This is a genomic window from Staphylococcus sp. SB1-57, assembly GCF_017086425.1.
Lineage (GTDB): Bacteria > Bacillota > Bacilli > Staphylococcales > Staphylococcaceae > Staphylococcus > Staphylococcus warneri_A.
The window spans coordinates 1,177,937-1,204,158 of sequence record NZ_CP070964.1; the positions used below are offsets into that span (position 1 = coordinate 1,177,937).

The 26,222-nt window shown below is 32.2% G+C and carries 26 protein-coding genes; 25 read left to right on the forward strand and 1 reads right to left on the reverse strand.

Annotated features, from left to right (window positions below; translation table 11 throughout):
- The first annotated feature begins 91 nt into the window (after positions 1 to 91).
- The 18 genes from hemW (at position 92) to recO (ending at position 16,293) form a co-directional block, all read left to right on the forward strand.
- Positions 92 to 1,225, forward strand: a complete 1,134-nt coding sequence (hemW, locus tag JX000_RS05850) for a radical SAM family heme chaperone HemW (protein ID WP_206140993.1) — start codon at positions 92 to 94, stop codon at positions 1,223 to 1,225.
- A gap of 101 nt (positions 1,226 to 1,326) precedes the next feature.
- Positions 1,327 to 2,304: a heat-inducible transcriptional repressor HrcA gene (gene hrcA, locus JX000_RS05855; RefSeq protein WP_002451852.1), complete on the forward strand. Its 978-nt coding sequence runs from the start codon at positions 1,327 to 1,329 to the stop codon at positions 2,302 to 2,304.
- A gap of 30 nt (positions 2,305 to 2,334) precedes the next feature.
- Positions 2,335 to 2,976, forward strand: coding sequence for a nucleotide exchange factor GrpE (gene grpE, locus JX000_RS05860; protein ID WP_049424324.1), 642 nt, complete (start codon positions 2,335 to 2,337; stop codon positions 2,974 to 2,976).
- A gap of 55 nt (positions 2,977 to 3,031) precedes the next feature.
- Complete coding sequence (gene dnaK / locus JX000_RS05865; protein WP_206140994.1) at positions 3,032 to 4,864, forward strand: molecular chaperone DnaK; 1,833 nt, start codon at positions 3,032 to 3,034, stop codon at positions 4,862 to 4,864.
- A gap of 140 nt (positions 4,865 to 5,004) precedes the next feature.
- Positions 5,005 to 6,141: a molecular chaperone DnaJ gene (dnaJ, locus tag JX000_RS05870; RefSeq protein ID WP_002451855.1), complete on the forward strand. Its 1,137-nt coding sequence runs from the start codon at positions 5,005 to 5,007 to the stop codon at positions 6,139 to 6,141.
- Positions 6,142 to 6,147: 6 nt separating this feature from the next.
- A complete protein-coding gene (prmA, locus tag JX000_RS05875) occupies positions 6,148 to 7,086 on the forward strand; it encodes a 50S ribosomal protein L11 methyltransferase (protein ID WP_145505315.1) in 939 nt (312 codons plus the stop codon).
- Between the two features lies 1 nt (position 7,087).
- The gene (locus tag JX000_RS05880; protein WP_049424330.1) at positions 7,088 to 7,840 is read left to right on the forward strand and encodes a 16S rRNA (uracil(1498)-N(3))-methyltransferase; all 753 of its coding nucleotides are present in this window, start codon (positions 7,088 to 7,090) and stop codon (positions 7,838 to 7,840) included.
- Between the two features lie 5 nt (positions 7,841 to 7,845).
- Entirely contained in the window at positions 7,846 to 9,192 is a 1,347-nt protein-coding gene (gene mtaB / locus JX000_RS05885) for a tRNA (N(6)-L-threonylcarbamoyladenosine(37)-C(2))-methylthiotransferase MtaB (RefSeq protein WP_002451858.1), read from the forward strand.
- 128 nt (positions 9,193 to 9,320) lie between these two features.
- The gene (gene rpsU, locus JX000_RS05890) at positions 9,321 to 9,497 is read left to right on the forward strand and encodes a 30S ribosomal protein S21 (protein WP_000048060.1); all 177 of its coding nucleotides are present in this window, start codon (positions 9,321 to 9,323) and stop codon (positions 9,495 to 9,497) included.
- 232 nt (positions 9,498 to 9,729) lie between these two features.
- A complete protein-coding gene (locus tag JX000_RS05895; protein WP_002451859.1) occupies positions 9,730 to 10,437 on the forward strand; it encodes an NfeD family protein in 708 nt (235 codons plus the stop codon).
- Between the two features lie 18 nt (positions 10,438 to 10,455).
- A complete protein-coding gene (gene floA, locus JX000_RS05900) occupies positions 10,456 to 11,445 on the forward strand; it encodes a flotillin-like protein FloA (RefSeq protein WP_002451860.1) in 990 nt (329 codons plus the stop codon).
- Positions 11,446 to 11,460: 15 nt separating this feature from the next.
- Entirely contained in the window at positions 11,461 to 12,156 is a 696-nt protein-coding gene (locus tag JX000_RS05905; protein ID WP_206140995.1) for an iron transporter, read from the forward strand.
- A gap of 277 nt (positions 12,157 to 12,433) precedes the next feature.
- Positions 12,434 to 13,381 carry a PhoH family protein gene (locus tag JX000_RS05910; protein ID WP_002451862.1) on the forward strand — a complete coding sequence of 316 codons (948 nt, stop codon included), beginning with the start codon at positions 12,434 to 12,436 and terminating at the stop codon, positions 13,379 to 13,381.
- On the forward strand, positions 13,382 to 13,849 hold the full coding sequence (gene ybeY, locus JX000_RS05915) for an rRNA maturation RNase YbeY (RefSeq protein WP_124224710.1): 468 nt from the start codon (positions 13,382 to 13,384) through the stop codon (positions 13,847 to 13,849).
- Positions 13,850 to 13,851: 2 nt separating this feature from the next.
- Positions 13,852 to 14,196 carry a diacylglycerol kinase family protein gene (locus JX000_RS05920; protein WP_049424338.1) on the forward strand — a complete coding sequence of 115 codons (345 nt, stop codon included), beginning with the start codon at positions 13,852 to 13,854 and terminating at the stop codon, positions 14,194 to 14,196.
- A gap of 12 nt (positions 14,197 to 14,208) precedes the next feature.
- Complete coding sequence (gene cdd, locus JX000_RS05925) at positions 14,209 to 14,616, forward strand: cytidine deaminase (protein ID WP_049424340.1); 408 nt, start codon at positions 14,209 to 14,211, stop codon at positions 14,614 to 14,616.
- Positions 14,613 to 15,512: a GTPase Era gene (gene era / locus JX000_RS05930; RefSeq protein ID WP_002451866.1), complete on the forward strand. Its 900-nt coding sequence runs from the start codon at positions 14,613 to 14,615 to the stop codon at positions 15,510 to 15,512. The genes cdd and era overlap by 4 nt, the downstream gene beginning before the upstream one ends.
- Positions 15,513 to 15,540: 28 nt before the next feature.
- The gene (recO, locus tag JX000_RS05935; RefSeq protein ID WP_185285773.1) at positions 15,541 to 16,293 is read left to right on the forward strand and encodes a DNA repair protein RecO; all 753 of its coding nucleotides are present in this window, start codon (positions 15,541 to 15,543) and stop codon (positions 16,291 to 16,293) included.
- 76 nt (positions 16,294 to 16,369) lie between these two features.
- On the opposite strand, the gene JX000_RS05940 is transcribed toward recO, so the two are convergent.
- Complete coding sequence (locus tag JX000_RS05940) at positions 16,370 to 17,761, reverse strand: glycine--tRNA ligase (protein ID WP_049424344.1); 1,392 nt, start codon at positions 17,759 to 17,761, stop codon at positions 16,370 to 16,372.
- Between the two features lie 336 nt (positions 17,762 to 18,097).
- Here JX000_RS05940 and ccpN point away from each other — a divergent pair, with 336 nt between their 5' ends.
- From ccpN to JX000_RS05975, 7 genes are all read left to right on the forward strand, one after another.
- Entirely contained in the window at positions 18,098 to 18,721 is a 624-nt protein-coding gene (gene ccpN, locus JX000_RS05945; protein ID WP_075778365.1) for a transcriptional regulator CcpN, read from the forward strand.
- 11 nt (positions 18,722 to 18,732) lie between these two features.
- Positions 18,733 to 19,551, forward strand: coding sequence for a pyruvate, water dikinase regulatory protein (locus JX000_RS05950; protein WP_002451870.1), 819 nt, complete (start codon positions 18,733 to 18,735; stop codon positions 19,549 to 19,551).
- Between the two features lie 60 nt (positions 19,552 to 19,611).
- A complete protein-coding gene (gene dnaG / locus JX000_RS05955) occupies positions 19,612 to 21,420 on the forward strand; it encodes a DNA primase (RefSeq protein WP_049424350.1) in 1,809 nt (602 codons plus the stop codon).
- A gap of 334 nt (positions 21,421 to 21,754) precedes the next feature.
- On the forward strand, positions 21,755 to 22,858 hold the full coding sequence (rpoD, locus tag JX000_RS05960; protein WP_002451872.1) for an RNA polymerase sigma factor RpoD: 1,104 nt from the start codon (positions 21,755 to 21,757) through the stop codon (positions 22,856 to 22,858).
- 110 nt (positions 22,859 to 22,968) lie between these two features.
- Positions 22,969 to 23,652: a tRNA (adenine(22)-N(1))-methyltransferase gene (locus JX000_RS05965; RefSeq protein WP_049424352.1), complete on the forward strand. Its 684-nt coding sequence runs from the start codon at positions 22,969 to 22,971 to the stop codon at positions 23,650 to 23,652.
- Entirely contained in the window at positions 23,649 to 24,752 is a 1,104-nt protein-coding gene (locus JX000_RS05970; RefSeq protein ID WP_049424355.1) for a Nif3-like dinuclear metal center hexameric protein, read from the forward strand. The genes JX000_RS05965 and JX000_RS05970 overlap by 4 nt, the downstream gene beginning before the upstream one ends.
- A 126-nt stretch (positions 24,753 to 24,878) precedes the next feature.
- Complete coding sequence (locus JX000_RS05975; protein WP_124228272.1) at positions 24,879 to 26,222, forward strand: DEAD/DEAH box helicase; 1,344 nt, start codon at positions 24,879 to 24,881, stop codon at positions 26,220 to 26,222.

The following is a 26,222-nucleotide window of genomic DNA, read 5'->3' on the forward strand; positions in this document are numbered from 1 at the left end:
CTGAGGTGGGAAAAGAATGATGTTTTTGAAACTAATTCTATCCCGCCTCTAATTTTTTATGATTTTAAGCCATAATTATGGAGGAGTTAATGTGTCAATACAAAGCGCATATATTCATATACCTTTTTGCGTTCGCATATGTACTTACTGTGACTTCAACAAGTATTTTATTGATAAACAACCAGTTGATGAATATTTAGATTCATTAATATTAGAAATGGAACGCCGTACTCTAAATGATAATACGACATTAAACACAATGTATGTAGGTGGTGGTACACCTACAGCTTTAAATATAGAACAACTCAATAAACTATTATCAGCAATTAATAGAATTTTCACTATTGAAGGTGAATTTAGTTTTGAAGCAAACCCTGATGAATTAACATTCGAAAAAGTAAAATTACTTAAATCATATGGTGTGAACCGAATTTCTATGGGTGTACAAACATTTAAACCAGAATTATTAGAAATTCTTGGTAGAACACACAAAACAGAAGATATATATCAATCTGTTAACAATGCTAGAAAGGCTGGTATTGAATCTATTAGTTTAGACTTAATGTATCACCTTCCTAAGCAAACTTTAGAGGATTTTGAAGATAGTCTGAATTTAGCTATGCAAATGGATATTGATCATATTTCAAGTTATGGATTAATTCTAGAGCCAAAAACTCAATTTTATAATATGTATAGAAAAGGTCATTTAAAATTGCCTAATGAAGATTTAGGCGCAGAAATGTATCAAACATTGATGCACAAAATCGAGGACTCAAGATTCCATCAATATGAAATTTCAAATTTCTCTATAGAAGGTCACGAATCAGAGCATAATAGGGTTTACTGGTTAAATGAAGAATACTATGGTTTCGGGGCAGGTGCTAGTGGCTATACAAATGGCGTACGTTATACAAATGTGAATCCTGTCAATCATTACATAAAAGCTATTGCTAATCAGGAAGAACCCATTTTAACACAAACACGTCCAACTGCCACCGAGCAAATGGAAGAGGAAATGTTTTTAGGATTAAGGTTAAATAATGGCGTAAACAAAAATAAATTTAACAAAAAATTCAATGTATCAATTGAACATATATTTGGTCAAACAATTATTGATTTAAAAAATAGAAAGTTAATTGAAGAAAGTCAAGATTATATTTATCTAACAGAAAGAGGAAAAGTCATTGGTAATGAGGTTTTTGAAGCATTTTTATTAAATAGTTAAAATAAATTTAAAATTCTAGTGCTTTAACATTGACTTACTTTGACCAATTTGATAAATTATAATTAGCACTTGAGATAAAAGAGTGCTAATGAGGTGAAAACATGATAACAGATAGACAATTAAGCATTTTAAATGCAATTGTTGAAGATTATGTTGATTATGGACAACCCATTGGTTCTAAAACACTAATTGATCGTCACAACTTAAATGTAAGTCCTGCGACGATACGAAATGAAATGAAACAACTGGAGGATATGAATTTTATTGAGAAAGTTCATACATCCTCAGGGCGTTCACCATCAGAATTAGGTTTTAGATATTATGTTAATCAATTATTAGAACAAACATCTCATCAAAATTCAAACAAAATCCAACGTTTAAATCAGTTAATGGTTGAGAATCATTATGATACTTCATCTGCATTGTCTTATTTCGCAAATGAATTATCAATGATGTCTCAATATGCAACGTTGGTTGTTCGTCCTAATCATAATCAAGATATTATAAATAATATTCATTTGATTCGTGCTAATACACATTTAGTAATTATGGTTATTGTATTTTCATCAGGTCATGTTGAAAATGTGCATCTAACTTCTGAACTACCTTTAACTAATGATGAATTAAATAAAATATCAAACTTCTTATCACAACAATACGATGAGATAGTTAAAGGACAAATTGACGAAATAGATAGATTTGCACAAGACCAAAATGAAGCTCATTTTATCAAGCAATTAATTAAAATGATGAATTTACACATTTCCAATCAAAGTAATAGCATTTACATGGGTGGAAAGGTTAAACTGATTGATGCATTGAATGAATCTAATGTATCTTCAATTCAACCAATCCTACAATATATTGAATCAAATCGAATTGTAGAGCTATTAGATGATATATCTACATCTCATATCAATGTAAAAATTGGTAAAGAGATAGATGAAAATTTAAGCGATATATCAATCGTAACAACTCAGTATCACTTTGATGAGAAACTCAAAGGTCAAATTGCGGTTATTGGACCAACTGCGATGCATTATCAAAATGTAATTCAATTACTTAACCAAATTTGGTAATGTAATTAGAATTGTATTGGAGGGCACAAAATGACAGAAAAAGACGAATCAGTGAAACAAAATGCTGAATCACAAACAGAAGAAACAACAGAAAATAATTCTGAAGAAACATCTAATTCAGTAGAAAACACTGAATCTAATAATTCGCAAGATGTTGAAACTAATGAAGAAGCAGCTAATAAGGATGCTTCAAATGAAGAAGATGAAAATGTAGATCCAAAAGATCAAGAAATTGAACGTTTGCAACAATTAGCAAATGACAATGAAGAAAAATATTTAAGATTATATGCAGAATTCGAAAATTACAAACGTCGAATTCAAAATGAAAACAAAATTAATAAAACATATCAAGCTCAAGGCGTCTTAACTGACATTTTACCAACTATTGATAACATTGAACGCGCACTTCAAATTGAAGGAGATGATGATTCATTTAAATCACTTCAAAAAGGTGTTCAAATGGTACATGAAAGTCTATTAAGAGCTCTGAAAGATAATGGTCTTGAAGAAATTGAATCTGAAGGTCAAGTTTTTGACCCAAATGTACATCAAGCTGTAGTTCAAGATGATAATCCTGAATATGAATCAGGTGTTATCACACAAGAATTACAAAAAGGGTACAAATTAAAAGATAGAGTATTAAGACCATCAATGGTTAAAGTAAACCAATAAAAATTGGCGAAAAAACATTGAACAAAATTATTAATCAAAATGGAGGAATTTTATTATGAGTAAAGTAATCGGTATTGACTTAGGAACAACAAACTCTTGTGTATCAGTATTAGAAGGAGACGAACCAAAAGTAATTCAAAACCCTGAAGGTGCACGTACTACACCATCAGTTGTTGCATTTAAAAATGGTGAAACTCAAGTTGGTGAAGTAGCTAAAAGACAAGCAATCACTAACCCAAATACTGTACAATCAATCAAACGTCATATGGGTACAGAATATAAAGTAGATATTGAAGGTAAATCATATACACCTCAAGAAATTTCAGCAATGATTTTACAAAACTTAAAAAATACTGCTGAAAGTTATTTAGGTGATAAAGTAGAAAAAGCTGTAATTACAGTTCCTGCTTACTTCAATGACGCTGAACGTCAAGCAACTAAAGATGCTGGTAAAATTGCTGGATTAGAAGTAGAACGTATCATTAACGAACCTACTGCAGCTGCACTAGCATATGGTTTAGATAAAACTGAACAAGATCAAAAAGTACTTGTATTCGACTTAGGTGGCGGTACTTTCGACGTATCTATCTTAGAATTAGGTGACGGTGTATTCGAAGTACTTTCAACTGCAGGTGACAACAAACTAGGTGGGGATGACTTTGACCAAGTGATCATCGACTATTTAGTTTCTGAATTCAAAAAAGAAAACGGCGTTGATTTATCACAAGATAAAATGGCATTACAACGTCTTAAAGATGCAGCAGAAAAAGCTAAAAAAGACTTATCAGGTGTATCTCAAACACAAATTTCATTACCATTCATTTCAGCAGGAGAAAGTGGTCCACTACACTTAGAAATCAACTTAACTCGTTCAAAATTTGAAGAATTAGCAGATTCATTAATTAAACGTACAATGGAACCAACTCGTCAAGCTATGAAAGATGCTGGATTATCAAATTCAGATATCGACGAAGTAATCTTAGTTGGTGGTTCAACTCGTATTCCTGCAGTTCAAGATGCAGTTAAAAAAGAAATTGGCAAAGATCCACACAAAGGTGTTAACCCTGATGAAGTTGTTGCAATGGGTGCAGCAATTCAAGGTGGCGTAATCACTGGCGATGTTAAAGACGTAGTATTATTAGACATTACGCCATTATCATTAGGTATTGAAATCATGGGTGGTCGTATGAATACGTTAATTGAACGTAATACAACAATCCCAACTTCAAAATCACAAGTATATTCTACAGCAGCTGATAATCAACCAGCGGTAGATATCCATGTATTACAAGGTGAACGTCCAATGGCGTCAGACAATAAAACACTTGGTAGATTCCAATTAACTGATATTCCACCAGCACCACGTGGTGTACCTCAAATCGAAGTAACTTTCGATATCGATAAAAACGGTATTGTGAATGTAACAGCTAAAGACTTAGGTACTAATAAAGAGCAAAATATTACAATCCAATCTAGTTCTTCATTATCAGACGATGAAATCGATCGTATGGTTAAAGACGCAGAAGAAAACGCTGAAGCAGATAAAAAACGTCGTGAAGAAGTAGACTTAAGAAATGAAGCAGATAGTTTAGTATTCCAAGTAGAAAAAACAATCAATGATTTAGGCGAAAATATCGGTGAAGATGATAAGAAAAATGCTGAAGATAAAAAAGATGCATTAAAATCAGCACTTGAAGGTGAAGACATCGACGATATTAAAGCTAAAAAAGAAGAGCTTGAAAAAGTTGTTCAAGATTTATCAGCTAAAGTATATCAACAAGCTCAACAAGCTCAACAAGCTCAAGGTGCAACTGGTGAACAAAACCAAGATAGCACTGTAGAAGATGCAGAATTTAAAGAAGTTAAAGATGACGAAGATAAAAAATAATATCTAATCCAATTGAATTAACTTCTTGCACAGCTATTAAAAAAGTCAAAGTCAATTGTACATTGGCTTTGGCTTTTTATTTGGATAGTTAATATGAATTAGTTAAACTAATCTTGTTAGTATAAAAAGGAGAGGTTACTGTGGCCAAAAGAGATTATTATGAGGTCTTAGGAGTAAGTAAAGGTGCTTCTAAAGATGAAATTAAAAAAGCTTACAGAAAATTATCAAAAAAATATCATCCTGATATCAACAAAGAAGAAGGCGCAGATGAAAAATTCAAAGAAATATCTGAAGCATATGAAGTATTAAGTGATGATAATAAAAGAGCAAACTATGATCAATTCGGACACGCTGGTGCTCAAGGTGGTTTCGGTAGCCAAGGCTTTGGCGGTGGCGACTTTGGCGGATTTAGCGGAGGTGGCTTCGAAGATATTTTCAGTTCATTCTTCGGTGGTGCCTCAAGACAACGTGATCCTAATGCACCACGAAAAGGTGATGACCTACAATATACAATGACTATCACATTTGATGAAGCGGTATTTGGCGGTAAAAAAGAAATTTCTATTAGAAAAGATGTAACATGTCATACATGTAATGGTGAAGGTGCTAAACCAGGAACTAATAAGAAAACATGTAGCTATTGTAATGGAGCAGGATCAGTTTCAGTAGAACAAAATACAATTCTAGGTAGAGTTAGAACAGAACAAGTTTGTCCTAAATGTGAAGGTAGCGGTCAAGAGTTTGAAGAACCATGTCCAACATGTCATGGTAAAGGAACTGAAAATAAAACAGTTAAGCTAGAAGTGACTATTCCTGAAGGTGTTGATAATGAACAACAAATTCGACTTGCAGGCGAGGGTTCTCCAGGTGTTAACGGTGGTCCAAGTGGCGACCTATATGTTGTTTTCAGAGTTAAACCTTCTGAAGTATTTAAACGAGATGGCGATGACATTTATTATGATTTAAATATTAGTTTCCCTCAAGCCGCATTAGGTGATGAAGTGAAAATCCCTACATTAAACAGTAATGTCGTATTGACAATTCCTGCAGGTACTCAAACTGGAAAACAGTTCCGTCTAAAAGACAAAGGTATTAAAAATGTTCACGGATATGGACATGGTGACTTATTTGTTAATATTAAGGTTCTAACACCAACTAAAATGACTGAACGTCAAAAAGAATTAATGAAAGAATTTGCTGACATAAATGGTGAAGATTTAACTGAGCAACCATCTAATTTTAAAGATAAAGCAAAAAGATTCTTTAAAGGAGAATAAAAAATAATGAATTGGACGGAACTATCAATCGTAGTAAACCATGATGTTGAATATTTGGTTACAGATATACTAGAAAATTATGGATCAAATGGCGTAGTTATAGAAGATTCCAACGACCTAGTGAATCCACCAGAAGATAAATTTGGTGAGATTTATGAGTTAAATAGCGATGATTATCCTTCAGAAGGCGTTAGATTAAAAGCTTACTTTAATGAAATGACTTATGATAATACATTGCTATCTAACATAGAACAAGCAATTTTATCACTACAAGATATCGACCTAGATATTTTAAATATTTCACATCAAACAATTGCTGAAGCAGATTGGGAAAATGAATGGAAAAATTATTTCCATCCTTTCAGAGCATCTGAAACATTTACGATTGTTCCCAGTTGGGAAACCTATACTAAAGAATCGGCAAATGAACTTTGTATAGAATTAGACCCTGGAATGGCTTTTGGTACAGGTGATCATCCTACAACAAGTATGTGTTTAAAGGCAATTGAGAACTTTGTGAAGCCTCAACATTCTGTGATTGATGTAGGTACAGGGTCTGGTATTTTAAGTATTGCAAGTCACTTGATTGGTGTTAAACGAATTAAAGCTTTAGATATTGATGAAATGGCTGTCAATGTAGCCAAAGAAAATTTCGAAAAGAATCATTGTTTAAACGCGATTGAAGCAGTTCCTGGCAATTTATTAAAAGATGAAAAAGAACATTTTGATATTGTTATTGCAAATATTTTAGCTCATATTATTGATGAAATGATAGAAGACGCTTATAATACAGTCAATGAAGACGGTTATTTTATAACATCTGGTATTATTGAAGAAAAATACGAAGATATTGAATCACATATGAAGCGTGTAGGTTTTAAAATTATTTCAGTTCAACATGACAACGTTTGGGTTTGTATCGTTGGTCAGAAAGTGAGTGATTAATTTGCAAAGATATTTTATCAATCAAAACGCTGATGAAAGTCAGCGTTTTTTTATTACAAATAAAGATGATATACATCATATTAAGAATGTGATGAGACAGAGTGAAGGTCAACAAATAGTAACCACATTTAATGATCAAAATGTCTATACATGTGAGATCATCCATATAGGAGATCAAGAAATAGAAATTGAATTAATCGAAAAACAAGATATTGATACAGAGTTGCCCCATCATATTACGATATGTAGTGGGTTAATCAAAGCAGATAAGTATGAATGGATGATTCAAAAGGCAACTGAACTAGGTGCTAGTGAATTTATTGCTGTTGAAATGCAACGTTCTATTGTTAAATTAAATTCTACAAAGGCGTCAAAAAAGCTTGAAAGATGGCAAAAAATTATCAAAGAAGCCGCTGAACAAAGTTATCGATTAACCATTCCACACATCAGTTATCTATCGAATTCAAAGTTAATTTGTGATATTATAAATCAGTATGATTATGTCCTTGTTGCTTATGAAGAAGAAGCTAAACATGGTGAAATTAGTCATTTTAAACATATGTTAAAGCAATTTAAGCCACAAGATCGTGTATTACTTATATTTGGCCCTGAAGGTGGACTATCTGATGAGGAAGTGTCAATGTTAAAACCTCATTCACAGTTAGTTGGTTTAGGACCTAGAATATTACGGGCCGAAACAGCGCCACTATATACATTAGGCGCATTAAGTTACGAAAAAGAATTAATGGGGTGAACAATATGTCCACAGTTGCGTTTCACACTTTAGGTTGTAAAGTTAACCACTATGAAACAGAAGCAATTTGGCAATTATTTAAGGAAGCAGATTACGAGCGAGTCGATTTTGAAACAAATGCAGATGTATTTGTTATCAATACCTGCACAGTAACGAATACAGGCGATAAAAAAAGTCGACAAATAATTAGAAGAGCGATTAGAAAAAATCCAGACGCAGTTGTTTGTGTAACAGGTTGTTATGCACAAACGTCTTCAGCAGAAATTATGGAAATTCCTGGCGTAGATGTCGTAGTAGGAACACAAGATAGACATAAATTACTTGATTATATAGATGAGTTCCAAAAGGAACGTCAACCAATTAATGGTGTAGGTAACATCATGAAAAACCGTAAATACGAAGAATTAGATGTTCCTTACTTTACAGATAGAACAAGAGCATCGTTAAAAATACAAGAAGGTTGTAACAACTTTTGTACTTTCTGCATTATTCCATGGGCACGTGGTTTAATGAGATCAAGAGACCCTGAAAAAGTTGTAGAACAAGCTACAACATTAGTTAATGCTGGTTATAAAGAAATTGTTTTAACTGGTATCCATACAGGTGGTTATGGTCAAGATCTTAAGAACTATAACTTAGCGCAATTATTAAGAGATTTAGATCAAGTGGATGGTTTAGAACGTATTCGTATTTCTTCTATCGAAGCAAGTCAATTAACCGATGAAGTTATTGACGTATTAGAACGTTCAAACAAAATCGTAAGACATTTACATGTACCATTACAGTCTGGTTCTGATACAGTTCTTAAACGTATGAGACGTAAATACACTATGGAACATTTCTCTGAACGAATTACCAAACTACATGAAGCATTACCAGACGTTGCAATAACTAGTGATGTTATCGTAGGCTTCCCGGGTGAAACTGAAGAAGAATTCCAAGAAACGTATGACTTTATCGTCAAACATCAATTCTCTGAATTACACGTATTCCCATATTCATCTAGAATTGGTACACCTGCAGCAAGAATGGACAATCAAATTGATGAAGATATCAAAAACGAACGTGTTCACAAATTAATTGCATTAAGTGATCAATTAGCAAAAGAGTATGCTTCAAAATTCGAAAATGAAGTGCTAGAAGTTATCCCTGAAGAAAAAGGTGAAAAACCAAATACTTTAGTGGGATATGCAGATAACTATATGAAAGTAGAATTTGAAGGTACTGAGGATTTAATTGGCCAAATTATTAAAGTGAAAATTCAAAAAGCTGATTATCCTTTAAACTACGGGAAAGCAATCCGTATTGTAGAACATGCCACAAATAAATCAGAACATGAAGTGCTAGTTTAATTATTTTAAAAATATAAATATTAGTAATTGACCGGATATTGGAGATATATTATACTAATTAAAGCATAGTTTTACTATGCAGTTGAATATATAAATTTCCGTTGATATTTGGAGGGAGGGAAATACAGATGTCTAAAACAGTAGTACGTAAAAATGAATCACTTGAAGATGCTTTACGTCGATTTAAGCGTTCAGTTTCAAAAAGTGGTACTATCCAAGAAGTACGTAAACGTGAATTTTACGAAAAACCTAGTGTTAAACGTAAAAAGAAATCTGAAGCTGCACGTAAACGTAAATTCAAATAATTAATAACTCTGTTGACTCCCTCAACAAGAATGTTAATTATAAATATAAAACACCTCAGTTTATAAACTGAGGTGTTTTTGTGTACTTTTTATGGAAAATTAAATTCATTGTTTATAACAAATTAGTCTGTAATTACTATTGTTTTTGATAAATTATTTTTTTATATATTAGTGAATCACTATAATATGACTGCGTTTTCATGTATAATTATTATGAGAGCGAGGTGAAACAATGGGATATTTAAATGAAATACATAGGTTAGTTTTAACACAATTTTCATCAGAGAATAATTGGGTCAATGACATTGCTAATATCATTGTTCATCCATTGGTATCACTTATTCTTACCTGTATTATATTTTTAGGCTTTTTATATCAATTGTATTCTAAAAGAATCAATTTTGTTGGTATTATCGCTTCATTAGCCTTATTAATTATGTTTTTAGGCTTTCTAATGCAAGGTGATGTCAATATATTATCAGTCATCTTATTTACCGTGGGTGTTATTTTCGTCATTATTGAATTGTTCGTTGTTGGAGCAGTCATTGGTATTATTGGTATGATTTTAATAACAATAAGCATAGTCATGTTAGGAAATAACTTGTTACTTATGCTAGGTAATGTCATCGTAGCCTTAATATTATCAATCATTGAATGGGTGATTTTAGTTAAATTATTCAAACGAAAAATTCCATTTTTGGATAAGGTCATTTTAAAAGATTCAACAAATGCTGAATCAGGATATACATCACATGATGATCGCTCTCATTTAGTTGGTAAAACAGCTCGCACCATCACCGATTTAAGACCAGCAGGTATTATTTCTTGTGAGGATGATCGTATCGATGCAGTTTCTGACGGTACATTCATATTAAGAAATAGACAAGTTAAAATACTTGAGGTTGAAGGTACACGAGTTGTTGTAAGAGAAATAGAATAATAAAAAAGGAGAGATACGATGTTTAGTATAGGATTTATTATAATTGCAGTAGTAATTATTGTAGCCTTATTAATACTATTTTCATTTGTACCAGTAGGTCTTTGGATTTCTGCATTAGCTGCTGGTGTACATGTTGGTATTGGTACCTTAGTAGGTATGCGATTAAGAAGGGTTTCACCGAGAAAAGTGATTGGCCCATTAATTAAAGCGCACAAAGCAGGTTTAAATCTAAAAACAAATCAACTTGAATCACATTATCTTGCTGGAGGTAATGTAGATAGAGTTGTTGATGCTAATATCGCTGCGCAACGTGCAGATATTGATTTACCATTTGAACGAGGTGCAGCAATCGATTTAGCAGGTAGAGATGTTTTAGAAGCAGTTCAAATGTCAGTTAACCCTAAAGTTATTGAAACACCATTTATTGCCGGTGTAGCTATGAACGGTATAGAAGTTAAAGCGAAAGCCCGTATTACTGTTCGTGCCAATATTGCTCGTTTAGTCGGTGGTGCTGGTGAAGAAACAATTATTGCCCGTGTAGGTGAAGGTATTGTTTCAACAATAGGTTCAAGTAAACATCATACAGAAGTTCTTGAAAATCCTGACAGCATTTCTAAAACAGTATTAAGTAAAGGATTAGACTCAGGAACAGCTTTTGAAATACTTTCTATTGATATAGCCGATGTTGATATTAGTAAGAATATTGGTGCAGATTTACAAACTGAACAAGCACTTGCTGATAAAAATATTGCACAAGCTAAAGCTGAGGAACGTCGTGCAATGGCTGTAGCTTCTGAACAAGAAATGAAAGCTCGAGTACAAGAAATGCGTGCTAAAGTTGTAGAAGCTGAGTCAGAGGTACCTTTAGCAATGGCAGAAGCTTTACGATCAGGAAATATTGGCGTCAAAGATTACTACAATCTTAAAAATATAGAAGCCGATACTGGTATGAGAAATGCTATTAATAAACGTACTGATCAAAATGATGACGAATCACCAGAACAATAACTGTGGGGTGATTAAATGAGTATTGGGGTAATTATTTTTGTCATATCTGTGATAGCGACAATCATTAGTACCATACGTGATAATAGTCATAAAGAAAGACAGAATCAAAAGCCAACTCAATCACCTAAAGATAATCAACAACCTAAAACAGGTGGTTTCTTAGAAGAAATTGAAAAAACATTTAGAGAAATTAATGATGAGATTAATGGAGAAACAACAACTGACAAGAAAAAGAAATATGAAGATACATTACCACCCATTAATCAAAATTTAGAGAAAACTGAACAGACAACAGAAGAAATGCATAGAAGACCAACAGATTATGATGATTCAATACCTAAACCAGACCTGACGCCTTATCATAATGAAAAAGATATACGCGAACCAGTTAAACCAACTTCATCAAGGGATGAAAATTCTGAGAATTTACGTAAAGCATTAGAGAAAAAACTTCAACAAGATCTTAAAAATGTTAGAAGTGAAATCGATAGGGAGAAAGAAAAGCAACTTGCTCTTATTGAGAAGAAAGCGCAGGATATTATTAATGACAAATATTTATCTGAACGTACTAAACAATTAAGATTAAAGCAATTACTTAATTCTCAAAATATAGAACGTAATATGTCTAAATCAGCATTTCAATTTGACAATGATGAAGTCGTTAATGGTATCATCTCGTCTGAAATTTTGGCCAAACCTAAACAATTATAATATTCAGCCTATTGGATTATTTCCAATAGGTTTTTTTATTGCGAATGATTGAAGTCAAAGATAATTAAAGGATGATTTGAGTCACTTTACAGAATTTAGTAATATTTAGATAAGAATGATTATACGTTCAAAATCAACATATAAAAGACTTGATTGAATTATTTAAATTAAAACGAAATAGAATCAATATAGCCATAACAATGGTATAATATAAGTATATTAACCCAAATATGGGTATAGTGAATTATAAAAATGTATTTTGAAAAGGAGCGCGTTTATGCCTGGTATAATTCAAATCGACGACATTAATCAATCCCAAGCTTTAATAGGTAACAATGATGAACATTTAAAAGCTATAGAAGATAGTTTTGATGTCGTAATACATGCTCGTGGTCAAGAAATTGCGGTTAAAGGTGAAAAAATTGAGCATGTAGAAAAAGCCGAATTAGTGTTAACCAATTTATTAAAAGTGATTGAATTGGGAAATAATATAACGTTAAAAGATGTTGAAGCTGCTATTAAAATGGCAGAAAATGGCACAATCCAACAACTTTTAGACTTATATGATGAAGAAATTACTAAAGATGCTTTTGGCAAAACCATCCGCGCTAAAACTATGGGTCAGCGAATGTATATAAATGCTATGTATCGAAATGACTTAGTCTTTGGTATAGGTCCTGCAGGAACTGGTAAAACATTTTTAGCAGTTGTCTATGCTGCTAAACAATTACGTAAAGGAAACGTTAAACGAATCGTATTAACACGTCCGGCAGTTGAAGCGGGTGAATCATTAGGATTTTTACCTGGTGATTTAAAAGAGAAAGTTGATCCGTATTTGAGACCATTATATGATGGATTAAATACCGTGCTAGGTAGAGAACAAACTGCACGATTTATAGAACGTGGTATTATAGAAATTGCTCCATTAGCATACATGCGTGGTCGAACATTAGACGATGCATTTGTGATTTTAGATGAAGCACAAAATACAACTCATGCTCAAATGAAAATGTTTTTAACTCGTTTAGGATTTGGTTCTAAAATGGTAGTCACAGGTGACCAAACACAAGTCGACTTACCAAAAGGTGTTAAAAGCGGGTTGAAAGAAGCGGTTAAAAAGTTACATGGTGTTAAAGGGATTAATATTATGAAACTTGATCAAAGTGATGTAGTGAGACATCCACTTGTAAGTAAAATTATAGATAGATACGAGGGAGAGGACTAAATGTTTACAATAGATTTTAGTGATCATACTGAGTTAGTTAAAGATGAATGGTATGAACAAATTGAAAAGCTACTTAATTTTGCTAAGCAGCAAGAAGAAATTAGTGAAGATGCTGAATTATCTATTACCTTCGTAGATAAATCTGAAATTCAAGAGATTAATAAGATGTATAGAGACAAAGACAAAGTTACGGATGTCATATCATTTGCACTTGAAGAAGATGAACCCGACATTGATATGAGTGAATTTGATATACCTAGAGTATTAGGTGACATCATTATTTGTACAGATGTTGCTCAAGAACAATCAGAATCTTACGGACATTCCTTTGAAAGAGAATTAGGCTTTTTAGCATTACATGGCTTTCTTCACTTACTAGGCTATGATCATATGAATGAAGAAGATGAGAAAGAAATGTTTGGTCATCAAGATGCTATTTTAAACGCCTATGGATTGACGAGAGACTAATAATGAGTCGTTTTAAATATGCACTAAATGGTTTGATAACACTTTTAATCAAAGATCAAAAATTCTCACTTCATATATATGCGAGTATCATAGCAATTGTTTTTGGATTTTTACTTCATATTAATCGTTCTGAGTGGATATTTATATTATTAGCAATTAGTTTAGTTTTAGCATTTGAAGCTATTAATACAGCCGTTGAATATGTGGTTGACTTAGTTACTACTGAGTATCATGATTACGCTAAATATGCGAAAGATATTGCTGCTTTTAGTGTGATGATTGTTTCCGTCTTAGCATTAATCATTGGCCTCATTGTCTTTATTCCACATTTAATTAATTTAATATAGGAGGCGGAATCAATGAGTTATCAATCTCATTATTTTAAAGAAGTTAGAGAAGCACAACGAAGATCTTATTCACCATATAGTAACTTTAAAGTTGGTGCCTATTTGAAAGCTAAAGATGGACGAACATTTTATGGAACTAATGTAGAAAACGCATCATATTCAATGTGTATTTGTGCAGAACGCGCAAGTTTAGTTGCTGCGATATCTGCTGGATATCAGCCTGGAGATTTTGAATCTATCACTGTCACTGTAGATGCTGAAGTACCATCATCACCTTGTGGTGAATGTCGACAAGTATTAAAAGAGTTATGTGACGATGATATGCCAGTTTATATGACTAATCATAAAGGCGATATGATCGAATCAACAGTTAAAGAATTACTACCATACGGATTTTCTGGAAAGGATTTAAATAAATGACAGAACATAAATCAGGATTTGTTTCAATTATAGGAAGACCCAATGTAGGTAAATCTACATTTGTAAATAGAGTTATCGGACATAAAATTGCGATTATGTCTGATAAAGCACAAACAACACGTAACAAAATTCAAGGTGTTATGACAAGAGACGATGCCCAAATTATATTTATTGACACACCTGGTATCCATAAACCTAAACATAAGCTTGGAGATTACATGATGAAAGTTGCCACAAATACACTTTCTGAAATAGATGCGATTATGTTTATGGTTAATGTAAACGAAGACATTGGTCGTGGCGATGAATATATTATGGATATGCTAAAGGATTTAAAAACACCCGTATTTTTAGTATTAAATAAAATAGATTTAGTACATCCTGATGCATTAATGCCTAAAATAGAAAAGTATCAAGAATATATGGACTTCACTGAAATCGTACCTATTTCTGCACTAGAAGGTTTGAATGTCGATCATTTTATAGATGTATTAAAGTCATACTTACCTGAAGGACCAAAATATTATCCAGATGATCAAATTTCGGACCATCCTGAACAGTTTGTGGTCGGTGAAATTATTCGTGAAAAAATATTACACTTAACAAGTGAAGAAATTCCACATGCTATTGGCGTTAATGTTGATCGTATGATTAAAGAAGATGAAGATAGAGTTCGAATCGAAGCTACGATATATGTTGAACGTGATTCTCAAAAAGGAATCGTCATTGGTAAAGGCGGCAAGAAACTAAAAGAAGTCGGAAAGAGGGCAAGACACGATATAGAAATGCTTCTAGGTTCTAAAGTATATCTTGAACTGTGGGTTAAGGTGCAAAAAGATTGGAGAAATAAAGTTAACTTTATTCGTCAAATTGGTTATATTGAAGATCAAGATTAACTCAGAGAGATGGTGAGTTAGTATGCTAATGAAACAAAAAGGCATCATAATTAAATCAGTGGAGTACGGCGAATCAGATAAAATAATTACAATTTTAAATGAATATGGTAGCAAAGTTCCATTGATGGCTAGAAGGGCCAAGAAAATTAAATCAGGTTTACAAGCGCATACACAAATGTTTGTGTATGGCTTATTTATTTATAATAAATGGCGAGGTATGGGTACGCTTAATTCTGTAGATGTCATTAACCAACATTATGAATTACAACTCGATTTGTATGAAAGTAGTTTCGCAACTTTATGTGCCGAAACCATTGATCGTTCAATGGAAGAAGATGAAATTTCAAAATATAATTATGATTTACTAAACTTTGTTCTAACCAAGATATCATCTGGTCAGTCAGCTCAATTAATGTCAATCATTGTACTACTTAAGTGTATGAATAAGTTTGGTTTTTCTGCTTTATTTAATCAATGCGCAATAAGCGGTAATACCGATCAATCAAAATTAGTTGGATATAGTTTCAAATTTGATGGTGCTATTTCTCAAGCTGTAGCATACCAAGATCCACATGCATTACAATTATCCAATAAAACATTATATTTATTAGATGTCTTGTACAAACTCCCCATTGAAAAAATGAATGAATTAAATATCCATCAAGATATTTTAGACGAAATGTCAGAATTGATGATCATGCTATATAGAGAATATGCAGGTATGTTCTTTAAAAGTCAAAAGTTAATCAACCAGTTAAAGAGGTTAGAAATGAAAGACTAGTCTTTAACAAACACAAAATACCGAACCACATTATTATGTGATTCGGTATTTTTATAGATTATTTATAATAGATGAATTAGAATTTAACTTTTTCGGCTAAGAATGCTTCTAATTCTGAGATTGGCATACGAACTTGTTCCATAGAATCTCTGTCACGTACAGTAACTTGATTATCCTCTAAAGAATCAAAGTCGAATGTAATACAATAAGGCGTACCAATTTCATCTTGTCGACGGTAACGTTTACCAATAGATTGTGATTCATCAAAATCTATTGAGAAACTTTGACTTAATTGTTCAAAGATTTTAATTGCTTCACTTGATAATTTCTTACTTAATGGTAAGATAGCCGCTTTGTATGGTGCTAAAGCAGGGTGGAATTTAAGTACAGTACGTTCGTCCTTACTTCCTTCAACACCTTCTTGTGAATATGCATCACATAAGAACGCTAGTGTTACACGGTCAGCACCTAATGACGGTTCGATACAATATGGAATATACTTTTCATTTGTTTCTGGGTCATGATATTTAAAGTCTTCACCAGAATGTTCACTATGTTTTTTCAAGTCAAAGTCAGTACGACTTGCGATTCCCCATAGTTCACCCCAACCAAATGGGAATTTATATTCGATATCAGTTGTAGCATTTGAATAGTGAGATAATTCATCTGCATCATGGTCACGTAAACGCATGTTTTCTTCGCTAATATTTAAGTCTTTTAACCATTGGCTAGCAAATGTCTTCCAGTAGTTTTGCCATTCAATTTCTTCACCAGGTTTACAGAAGAATTCAAGTTCCATTTGTTCGAATTCACGTGTTCTAAAAATGAAGTTACCAGGCGTAATCTCGTTACGGAAAGATTTACCAACCTGACCAATACCGAATGGTAATTTTTTACGCATTGATCTTTGAACGTTTTTGTAGTTAACGAAAATACCTTGCGCTGTTTCTGGACGTAAGAAAAGTTCATTTGTTGAATCTTCAGTTACACCTTGGAATGTTTTGAACATTAAATTAAATTGACGAATATCAGTCCAATTTGCAGTACCACTTACTGGACAAACAATGCCTTCATCATCAATAATTTTTTTCATTTCATCGAAGCTTAAACCATCAGCAATAAAGTTTTCATCGCCTTTTTCTTGCTGCATGTAATCTTCAATTAATTTATCAGCACGATAACGAATTTTACTGTCTTTGTTATCAATCATTGGATCATTAAAGTTACCTAAGTGTCCTGATGCTTCCCAAGTTTTTGGGTTCATTAAAATCGCAGCATCTAGACCTACGTTATAAGGTGATTGAGTAATAAATTTTTGCCACCATGCTTTTTTTACATTATTTTTTAATTCAACACCAAGCGGACCATAATCCCATGTATTAGATAATCCACCATAAATGTCACTACCTGGGAATACAAAACCTCTGTGTTTTGCTAATTGTACAATTTGTTCCATATCATTTGCCATAATTTTTCTCTCCTTACACATAAAAACGCCCCAAGACAACAAAGCATCATAAATATACTTTATTATCTTGGGACGAGTTAGTCATTTTTATTTAGTATAAATCATATACATTAAAATATCATTTAACCCGCGGTTCCACCCAAATTAGTGTAGCCACTCACTTTTAAATTAATTAAATTTTTATGCCAAAATTTGTCTGCTAAGCTCACACCGTCCTTAGCTCGCTTTATAATTATTCTAATTGATTAAATATTTAATAGCAAGCGTTTATATGTGTTTGTGGCAAATAAAAATAACAGTTATAATATGTAATGTATATAAGAGGGGTGAGGACCTATAGAATTAAATCAAAGACAAGAACAAATTATAGAAATCGTTAAGCAACATGGACCTATAACTGGTGAGCATATTGCTGATCAATTAAATTTAACACGGGCTACATTACGACCTGACTTAGCTATTTTAACAATGTCTGGCTTTTTAGAAGCGCGTCCACGAGTTGGATATTATTATTCAGGTAAATCAAAAAATAAAATTATACATGAACAATTAAGACAATATGTTGTTAAAGATTATATGTCTCAACCTGTTGTGGTTAAAGAAGATATGTCAGTCTACGACGCAATTTGTACTATATTTTTAGAAGACGCTGGAACATTATTTATTACAAATAAAGATAATGACTTTATCGGTGTTTGTTCTCGTAAAGACCTATTAAGAGCATCAATGATTGGAAATGATATTCATACGATGCCCATAAGCGTCAATATGACTCGAATGCCAAATTTAACTTATCTTGAAGAAAGTGAACTAATAATCTATGCTGCGAATCAAATGATAGATAAAGAAATAGATGCAATACCCATAGTTAGATTGAAAGATAATCAAAAATTCGAAGTGGTTGGTAGAATATCTAAAACGACAATCACAAAATTATTTGTATCATTATTTAAAGAATAGGTGGTTAATAGATGGATAATATAAATATTATTGTTGCTTCTGATTCAATCGGAGAAACAGCAGAATTAGTAGCTAGAGCCGGTGTTTCTCAATTTAATCCTAAGCAATGTAAACATGAATTTTTACGTTACCCATACATAGAATCCTTTGAAAATGTGGATGAAGTGATTCAAGTTGCTGAAGATACAGACGCAATAATTGTATATACTTTAGTTAAACCAGAAATCAAAAAATACATGGTGGCTAAAGTTAAAGAACATCAACTTAAGTCAGTTGATATTATGGGGCCGCTTATGGACTTATTATCAGGTTCAATAGAAGAAACACCATACTATGAACCAGGTATTGTACATAGACTAGATGATGCTTATTTTAAGAAAATAGACGCTATAGAGTTTGCTGTTAAATATGATGATGGTAAGGACCCAAAAGGTTTACCAAAAGCCGATATTGTTTTATTAGGTATTTCAAGAACATCTAAAACACCTTTATCACAGTACTTAGCACATAAAAGTTATAAAGTGATGAATATACCGATTGTTCCAGAAGTGACGCCACCAGATGCATTGTTTGATATTGATCCTTCAAAATGTATCGCTTTAAAAATTAGCGAAGAAAAATTAAATCGTATTCGTAAGGAAAGACTTAAACAATTAGGATTAGGCGACTCTGCGAGATATGCTACAGAAACTAGAATTAAAGAGGAATTAGAATACTTTGAATCATTAGTAGAAAAAGTAGGTTGTCCAGTTATAGATGTAACTGATAAAGCAATAGAAGAAACAGCAAATGATATCATTTATTTTATCGAAAATAATCAAACAAAATAATTTCAATTAATGCATAAAAAAGGTATAATATTAAGACTAATATGTCATAGGTGATCTAATTTGCGTATAGAACAATCAGTTATAAATGAAATAAAAGATAAGACAGATATACTCGACTTGGTAAGTGAATATGTAAAGCTAGAAAAGAGAGGACGCAATTATATAGGTTTGTGTCCTTTTCATGATGAAAAAACACCTTCGTTCACAGTTTCTGAAGATAAACAAATATGTCATTGCTTCGGATGTAAAAAGGGTGGTAATGTATTTCAATTTACTCAAGAAATAAAGGACGTTTCATTTACAGAAGCAGTTAAAGAACTAGGGGAACGTGTTAATATTACGGTTGATGTTGGAAATAGCCAATATCAGAATACGAATACTCAAATTGCTTCAGAAGATTTGCAAATGATTGAAATGCATGAGCTAATGCAAGAATATTATCACTATGCACTTATGAAAACAGTAGAAGGTGAGAAGGCACTTACTTATTTAAAAGAAAGAGATTTCCCAGAACAGCTGATCAAAGAAAGAGGGATAGGTTACGCACCTAATTCATCACATTTCTGTCATGATTTCTTAGAGAAAAAAGGATATGATATTGAATTAGCATATGAAGCTGGACTTTTATCTAGAAATGAAGAGAATTTTAGTTATTATGATCGCTTTAGAGATAGAATTATGTTCCCATTAAAAAATGCTCAAGGGCGAATTGTTGGATATTCTGCAAGGACGTATACCAACCAAGAACCTAAGTATTTAAATAGCCCGGAAACACCTATATTCCAAAAAAGAAAATTGTTATATAATCTCGACAAAGCACGTAAAAGCATTAGAAAAAATGACGAAATCATATTACTTGAAGGTTTTATGGATGTTATAAAATCAGATCATGCTGGTTTAAAAACAGTAGTTGCTAGTATGGGTACTCAACTTTCAAGCGAACATATTACTTTTATTAAAAAATTAACGTCTAATATTACACTAATGTTTGATGGCGACTTTGCTGGTAGAGAAGCAACCTTAAAAACTGGTCAAACGCTATTAGAACAAGGGTTAAATGTATTCGTTGTGCAATTACCTTCAGATATGGACCCTGATGAATATGTTAGAAAGTATGGTAATGATGCGTTTCTAGACTTTGTACAAAAAGACAAAAAATCATTTGTAATGTTTAAAGTCAATACACATAAAGATGAAATTCAAAATAATGATCTAGCATATGAAAAATATCTCAAAGAAGTGACTCAAGATATTGCTGCAATGACTTCGCCCATACTTCAGAAAAAAGTATTGCAAGACGTTGCAGAATTGTTTAAAGTAAGTTTTGAGACTTTAGACTATGAAGTGGGATTACGTCAGCAATCTCTAGGCAATATCCCTTCGTATCCAGATGATGCATACGCATATGAAAGACAACCTCAACAAGTCATTCAATTTAACCAGTTGACTCGTCACGAAAAAGCTGAACGAGCACTCTTAAAACATTTCATGCAAGATAAAGATACATTCCTAAACTATCATCAACAGATAGAAGTAGATGACTTTACAAATGCCTATTTCAAGCGTATATTTAATATTTTGCATGATTATTATTCGAATAACGATATGTATCAGCTCAGTTCTATGATTCAATACATTGATTCTGATGATTTGAGAGAAGCGTTAATATCTTTAGACTCATATGTTTTAAATGAAGAACCATTTGAACATGAATTAGAAGATTACATCAACATATTGAATGAGAATAAAAATGAAGATTCACTAGAAGCCCTAAACCATAAACTGCGTGAAGCAACGAGAATAGGGGATATTGAACTTCAAAAGTATTACTTGCAATTAATAGTAAATAAAAACAAAAGTAGAATGTAATATTATAAAAATTTATGGTATTGTTATACTTTAGGCATTCAATAATGGTTATTACACTCATACAATGGGTAAATATGTAATATCGAATATTGTCATAATATGACTTAACCATTAAAATATCAGGGAGTTTAGAATACAAACTTATTTGATTGGTTTCAAATTAAAAATAATTAGGCCACATCTTATACAATAAGTTATGATGAACGCGTTATTTTTATAACAAATGATATATTGAATTTTTAATCATAATACGTGTCATCAATTGAAACGAAATAATCACACATAATAAAAATGAATAAATTGAAAGTTTATATTAATACCAGGAGGCCTTTTCATGTCTGATAAAGTTAAAATTAAAAAGCAAACAATTGATCCGACTTTAACATTGGAAGATGTTAAAAAACAATTAATTGAAAAAGGTAAAAAGGAAGGTCACTTAAGTCACGAAGAAATAGCTGAAAAATTACAGAATTTCGAAATGGATTCTGACATGATGGATGATTTCTTCGATCAATTAAATGATAATGATATCACATTAGTAAATGAAAAAGACCATTCAGATACAGATGCTAAATTAAATCCTAATGATTTAAGTGCACCTCCAGGCGTTAAAATTAACGACCCTGTGCGTATGTATCTAAAAGAAATTGGTCGTGTGGATTTATTAAGTGCCCAAGAAGAAATTGAACTTGCTAAAAGAATTGAGCAAGGTGATGAGATCGCCAAATCAAGACTAGCAGAGGCCAATTTACGTTTGGTTGTAAGTATCGCTAAAAGATATGTCGGAAGAGGAATGTTATTCCTTGATTTAATTCAAGAAGGTAACATGGGTCTTATTAAAGCCGTAGAAAAATTCGATTTCAATAAAGGATTTAAATTTTCTACTTATGCAACATGGTGGATACGTCAAGCAATCACACGTGCAATCGCTGACCAAGCACGTACAATTCGTATACCAGTTCACATGGTTGAAACAATCAACAAATTAATCCGTGTTCAACGTCAGTTATTACAGGATTTAGGACGTGATCCAGCACCTGAAGAGATTGGTGAAGAAATGGATTTACCTCCTGAAAAGGTAAGAGAAATTCTTAAAATTGCACAAGAACCTGTTTCATTAGAAACGCCAATAGGCGAAGAAGATGACAGTCACTTAGGTGACTTCATTGAAGACCAAGAAGCACAAAGTCCTTCAGATCATGCTGCCTATGAACTGCTAAAAGAACAACTTGAAGATGTTTTAGATACTTTAACTGACCGTGAAGAAAACGTTCTTCGTTTAAGATTTGGACTTGATGATGGAAGAACTAGAACATTAGAAGAAGTTGGTAAAGTATTTGGTGTAACTAGAGAACGTATTCGTCAAATCGAAGCAAAAGCATTAAGAAAATTAAGACATCCAAGTAGAAGTAAACGTCTAAAAGACTTTATGGATTAATATATTTAGGCTGGGGCATAATGGTTGTCCCAGCCTTTATTTCATTTATAAGTGATATCATACATACAATCAATTATTTTAAATACTTGTAAAAAAGGGAGACCATTTTAATGATTACGATAAATCATAGATTACGAACTGTATCAGAATTTATTAAACCTGGGACACTTGCTGATATTGGTTCAGATCATGCTTATTTACCTATCTACGCTATTCAAACCAATTTAATATCGCAAGCAATCGCTGGTGAAGTTATTAAAGGTCCTTATGAAGCTGCAAGAAATAATGTCCAAGAATATGAACTAAGTAACCAAATTGATGTGCGACTTGGAGATGGTTTAGAGGTAATAAATCGCCATGAACATTTAGACAATATTACTATTTGTGGCATGGGAGGTCCTTTGATAGCTAAAATATTAAAAGAAGGACAACAAAAACTTCAATCAAAACCTAGACTTATCCTCCAAAGTAATATACAAACACAAAGTTTAAGAACATTATTACAAGACATCAACTATCAAATTATTGATGAACGCATTATGGAAGAAAAAGGACATATTTATGAAATAGTTGTAGCTGAATATCAATCAAAGAGCTGCCATTATACTGAATTTGAACTTAAATTTGGCCCAGTATTACTAGAAAACAAAAATGAATGTTTTTATAATAAATGGGAAAGAGAATTACATGCGTTAGAAAAGATAAAACAACAACTTAATCCAGACATTCATCAACATCGATATCAAGAGATTGAAGCAGAAATAGTAATGATTAAAGAGGTGCTTAAAAAATGAAAATTAACGAATTAATGGCAATGTTAGATGAACATGTGCCTTTTAACACTGCAGAATCATGGGATAACGTTGGGCTACTTATAGGTGATGAATCACAAGAAGTTACTGGGATTTTAACAGCCTTGGATTGTACGTTAGAAATCGTAGAACAAGCAATAGATAAAAATATCAATACTATTATTAGTCACCACCCATTAATTTTTAAAGGTGTTCAATCAATTACTAATCAAGGCTATGGTGAAATAATCAGATTACTAATTCAAAATAATATCAATTTAATAGCAATGCATACGAATCTAGACGTTAATCCTAGAGGTGTCAATGCTATGTTAGCCACTAAAATTGGCCTAAAAAATACTAACTTGATTAATAAAGAACCTGAAAAATATTTCAAAGTTCAAACCTTTATCCCCGAAAGCCATGTCGAAACATTTAAACAACAACTTAATGATATTGGATTAGCTAAAGAAGGTAATTATGAATACTGCTTCTTTGAAAGTAAAGGTCAAGGACAATTTAAACCTGTAGATGATGCCAATCCTTATTTAGGTGAAATCGGTGAAGTTGAATACGTAGATGAAGTGAAATTAGAGTTTATGATTTCATATTCACAACGACAATTAACTGAGAAAGCGATTCACCAATATCATCCTTATGAAACCCCAGTTTATGATTTTATTGAACTATCAAAAGAAGGTTCATTTGGTTTGGGTATTATTGGAGAATTAAACGAACCAATGAATATAGATGATTTTGTTTCTTATGTTAAATCTCAATTACAAATTCCTAGTGTCCGATACGTTGGTTGTTCAAATACTACGATTAATAAAGTAGCAATGATTGGTGGTTCTGGTATTGGATTTGAATATGAAGCTTCACAATTAGGTGCAGACATATTTATTACTGGCGATATTAAACATCATGATGCACTTGATGCCAAAATTGCGGGCGTCAACTTATTAGATATCAATCATTATAGTGAATATGTGATGAAGGAAGGATTAAAACAATTACTAGAAGAGTGGTTAGTAGAAGAAAATGAAAGTAATATCAAAATACTAGCGTCAGATATTAACACAGATCCATTCACATATATTTAATATATCGTTATATTTTTGATAAACATTAATTTAAACGAATATATCCGATATCAAAGGTGAATTATATTTAAAAACACTATCAATTACTTTATAATAGTAAAGATGAACTTATAAGGAGGCCATACAATGGCAAAACATCCATTTGAACACTTCGGTTTAAACTCTAGTATGATCGAAGCTGTAAAAGATTTAAGATTTGAGAAACCAACTGAAATTCAAAATAGAATTATTCCTAGAATATTAAAAGGAACTAACATCATTGGACAATCACAAACAGGTACAGGTAAATCCCATTCATTTTTATTACCATTAGTTAATGAAATTGATACTGAAATTCATGAACCTCAAGCAATCGTTGTTGCACCTACAAGAGAACTAGCGCAACAACTTTATCAAGCAGCTAACCATTTAAGTAGTTTTAAAGAAGGTGTCAATGCCAAATTATTTATCGGTGGTACAGATATTGAAAAAGACAGACAACGTTGCAATCATCAACCACAATTAGTCATTGGTACACCAACAAGAATCAATGATTTATCTAAAAGTGGGCATTTACACACACATTTAGCCTCATATTTAATCATAGATGAAGCTGATTTAATGATAGATTTAGGATTAATAGAAGATGTAGACTATATCGCATCACGATTAGAAGAACATTCAAATATAGCTGTATTCAGTGCAACAATTCCTAAATCTTTACAGCCATTTTTAAATAAATATTTAGAACAACCTGATTTTGTAGAAGTAGATAACCAATCACAAAATAAAAAGAATATCGAATTTTATTTAATTCCTACTAAAGGAACTGCAAAAGTTGAAAAAACACTTAAATTAATTGATATATTAAACCCTTATTTATGTATCATTTTCTGTAATAGTAGAGATAGCGCCGATGAATTAGCACGTACACTCAATGAGGCCGGTATCAAAGTAGGTATGATTCATGGTGGATTAACACCTCGTGAACGTAAGCAACAAATGAAACGTATTAGAAATCTTGACTTCCAATTTGTGATTGCAAGTGATTTAGCATCAAGAGGTATCGATATTGAGGGTGTAAGTCATGTCATCAATTTCGATGTACCAAATGATATCGATTTCTTTACTCATAGAGTAGGTCGAACTGGTCGAGGAAACTATCGTGGTGTTGCAATCACATTATATAGTCCAGATGAAGAGGATAATATTTCTGCAATTGAAGATAGAGGTTATGTCTTTGAAAATGTGGATATTAAGAACGATGAGCTTACGCCTATCAAAGCACACAATACTAGACGTACTAGACAACATAAAGACGACCATCTAACAAATGAGGTTAAAAATAAAGTACGTAGTAAAACAAAACGCAAAGTTAAACCAGGTTATAAAAAGAAATTTAAACAAGAAGTTGAAAGAATGAAGCGACAAGAACGTAAACAATTTAGTAAACGTCAAAACCGTCAAAATAGAAAGAGTAGAAAAGGATAG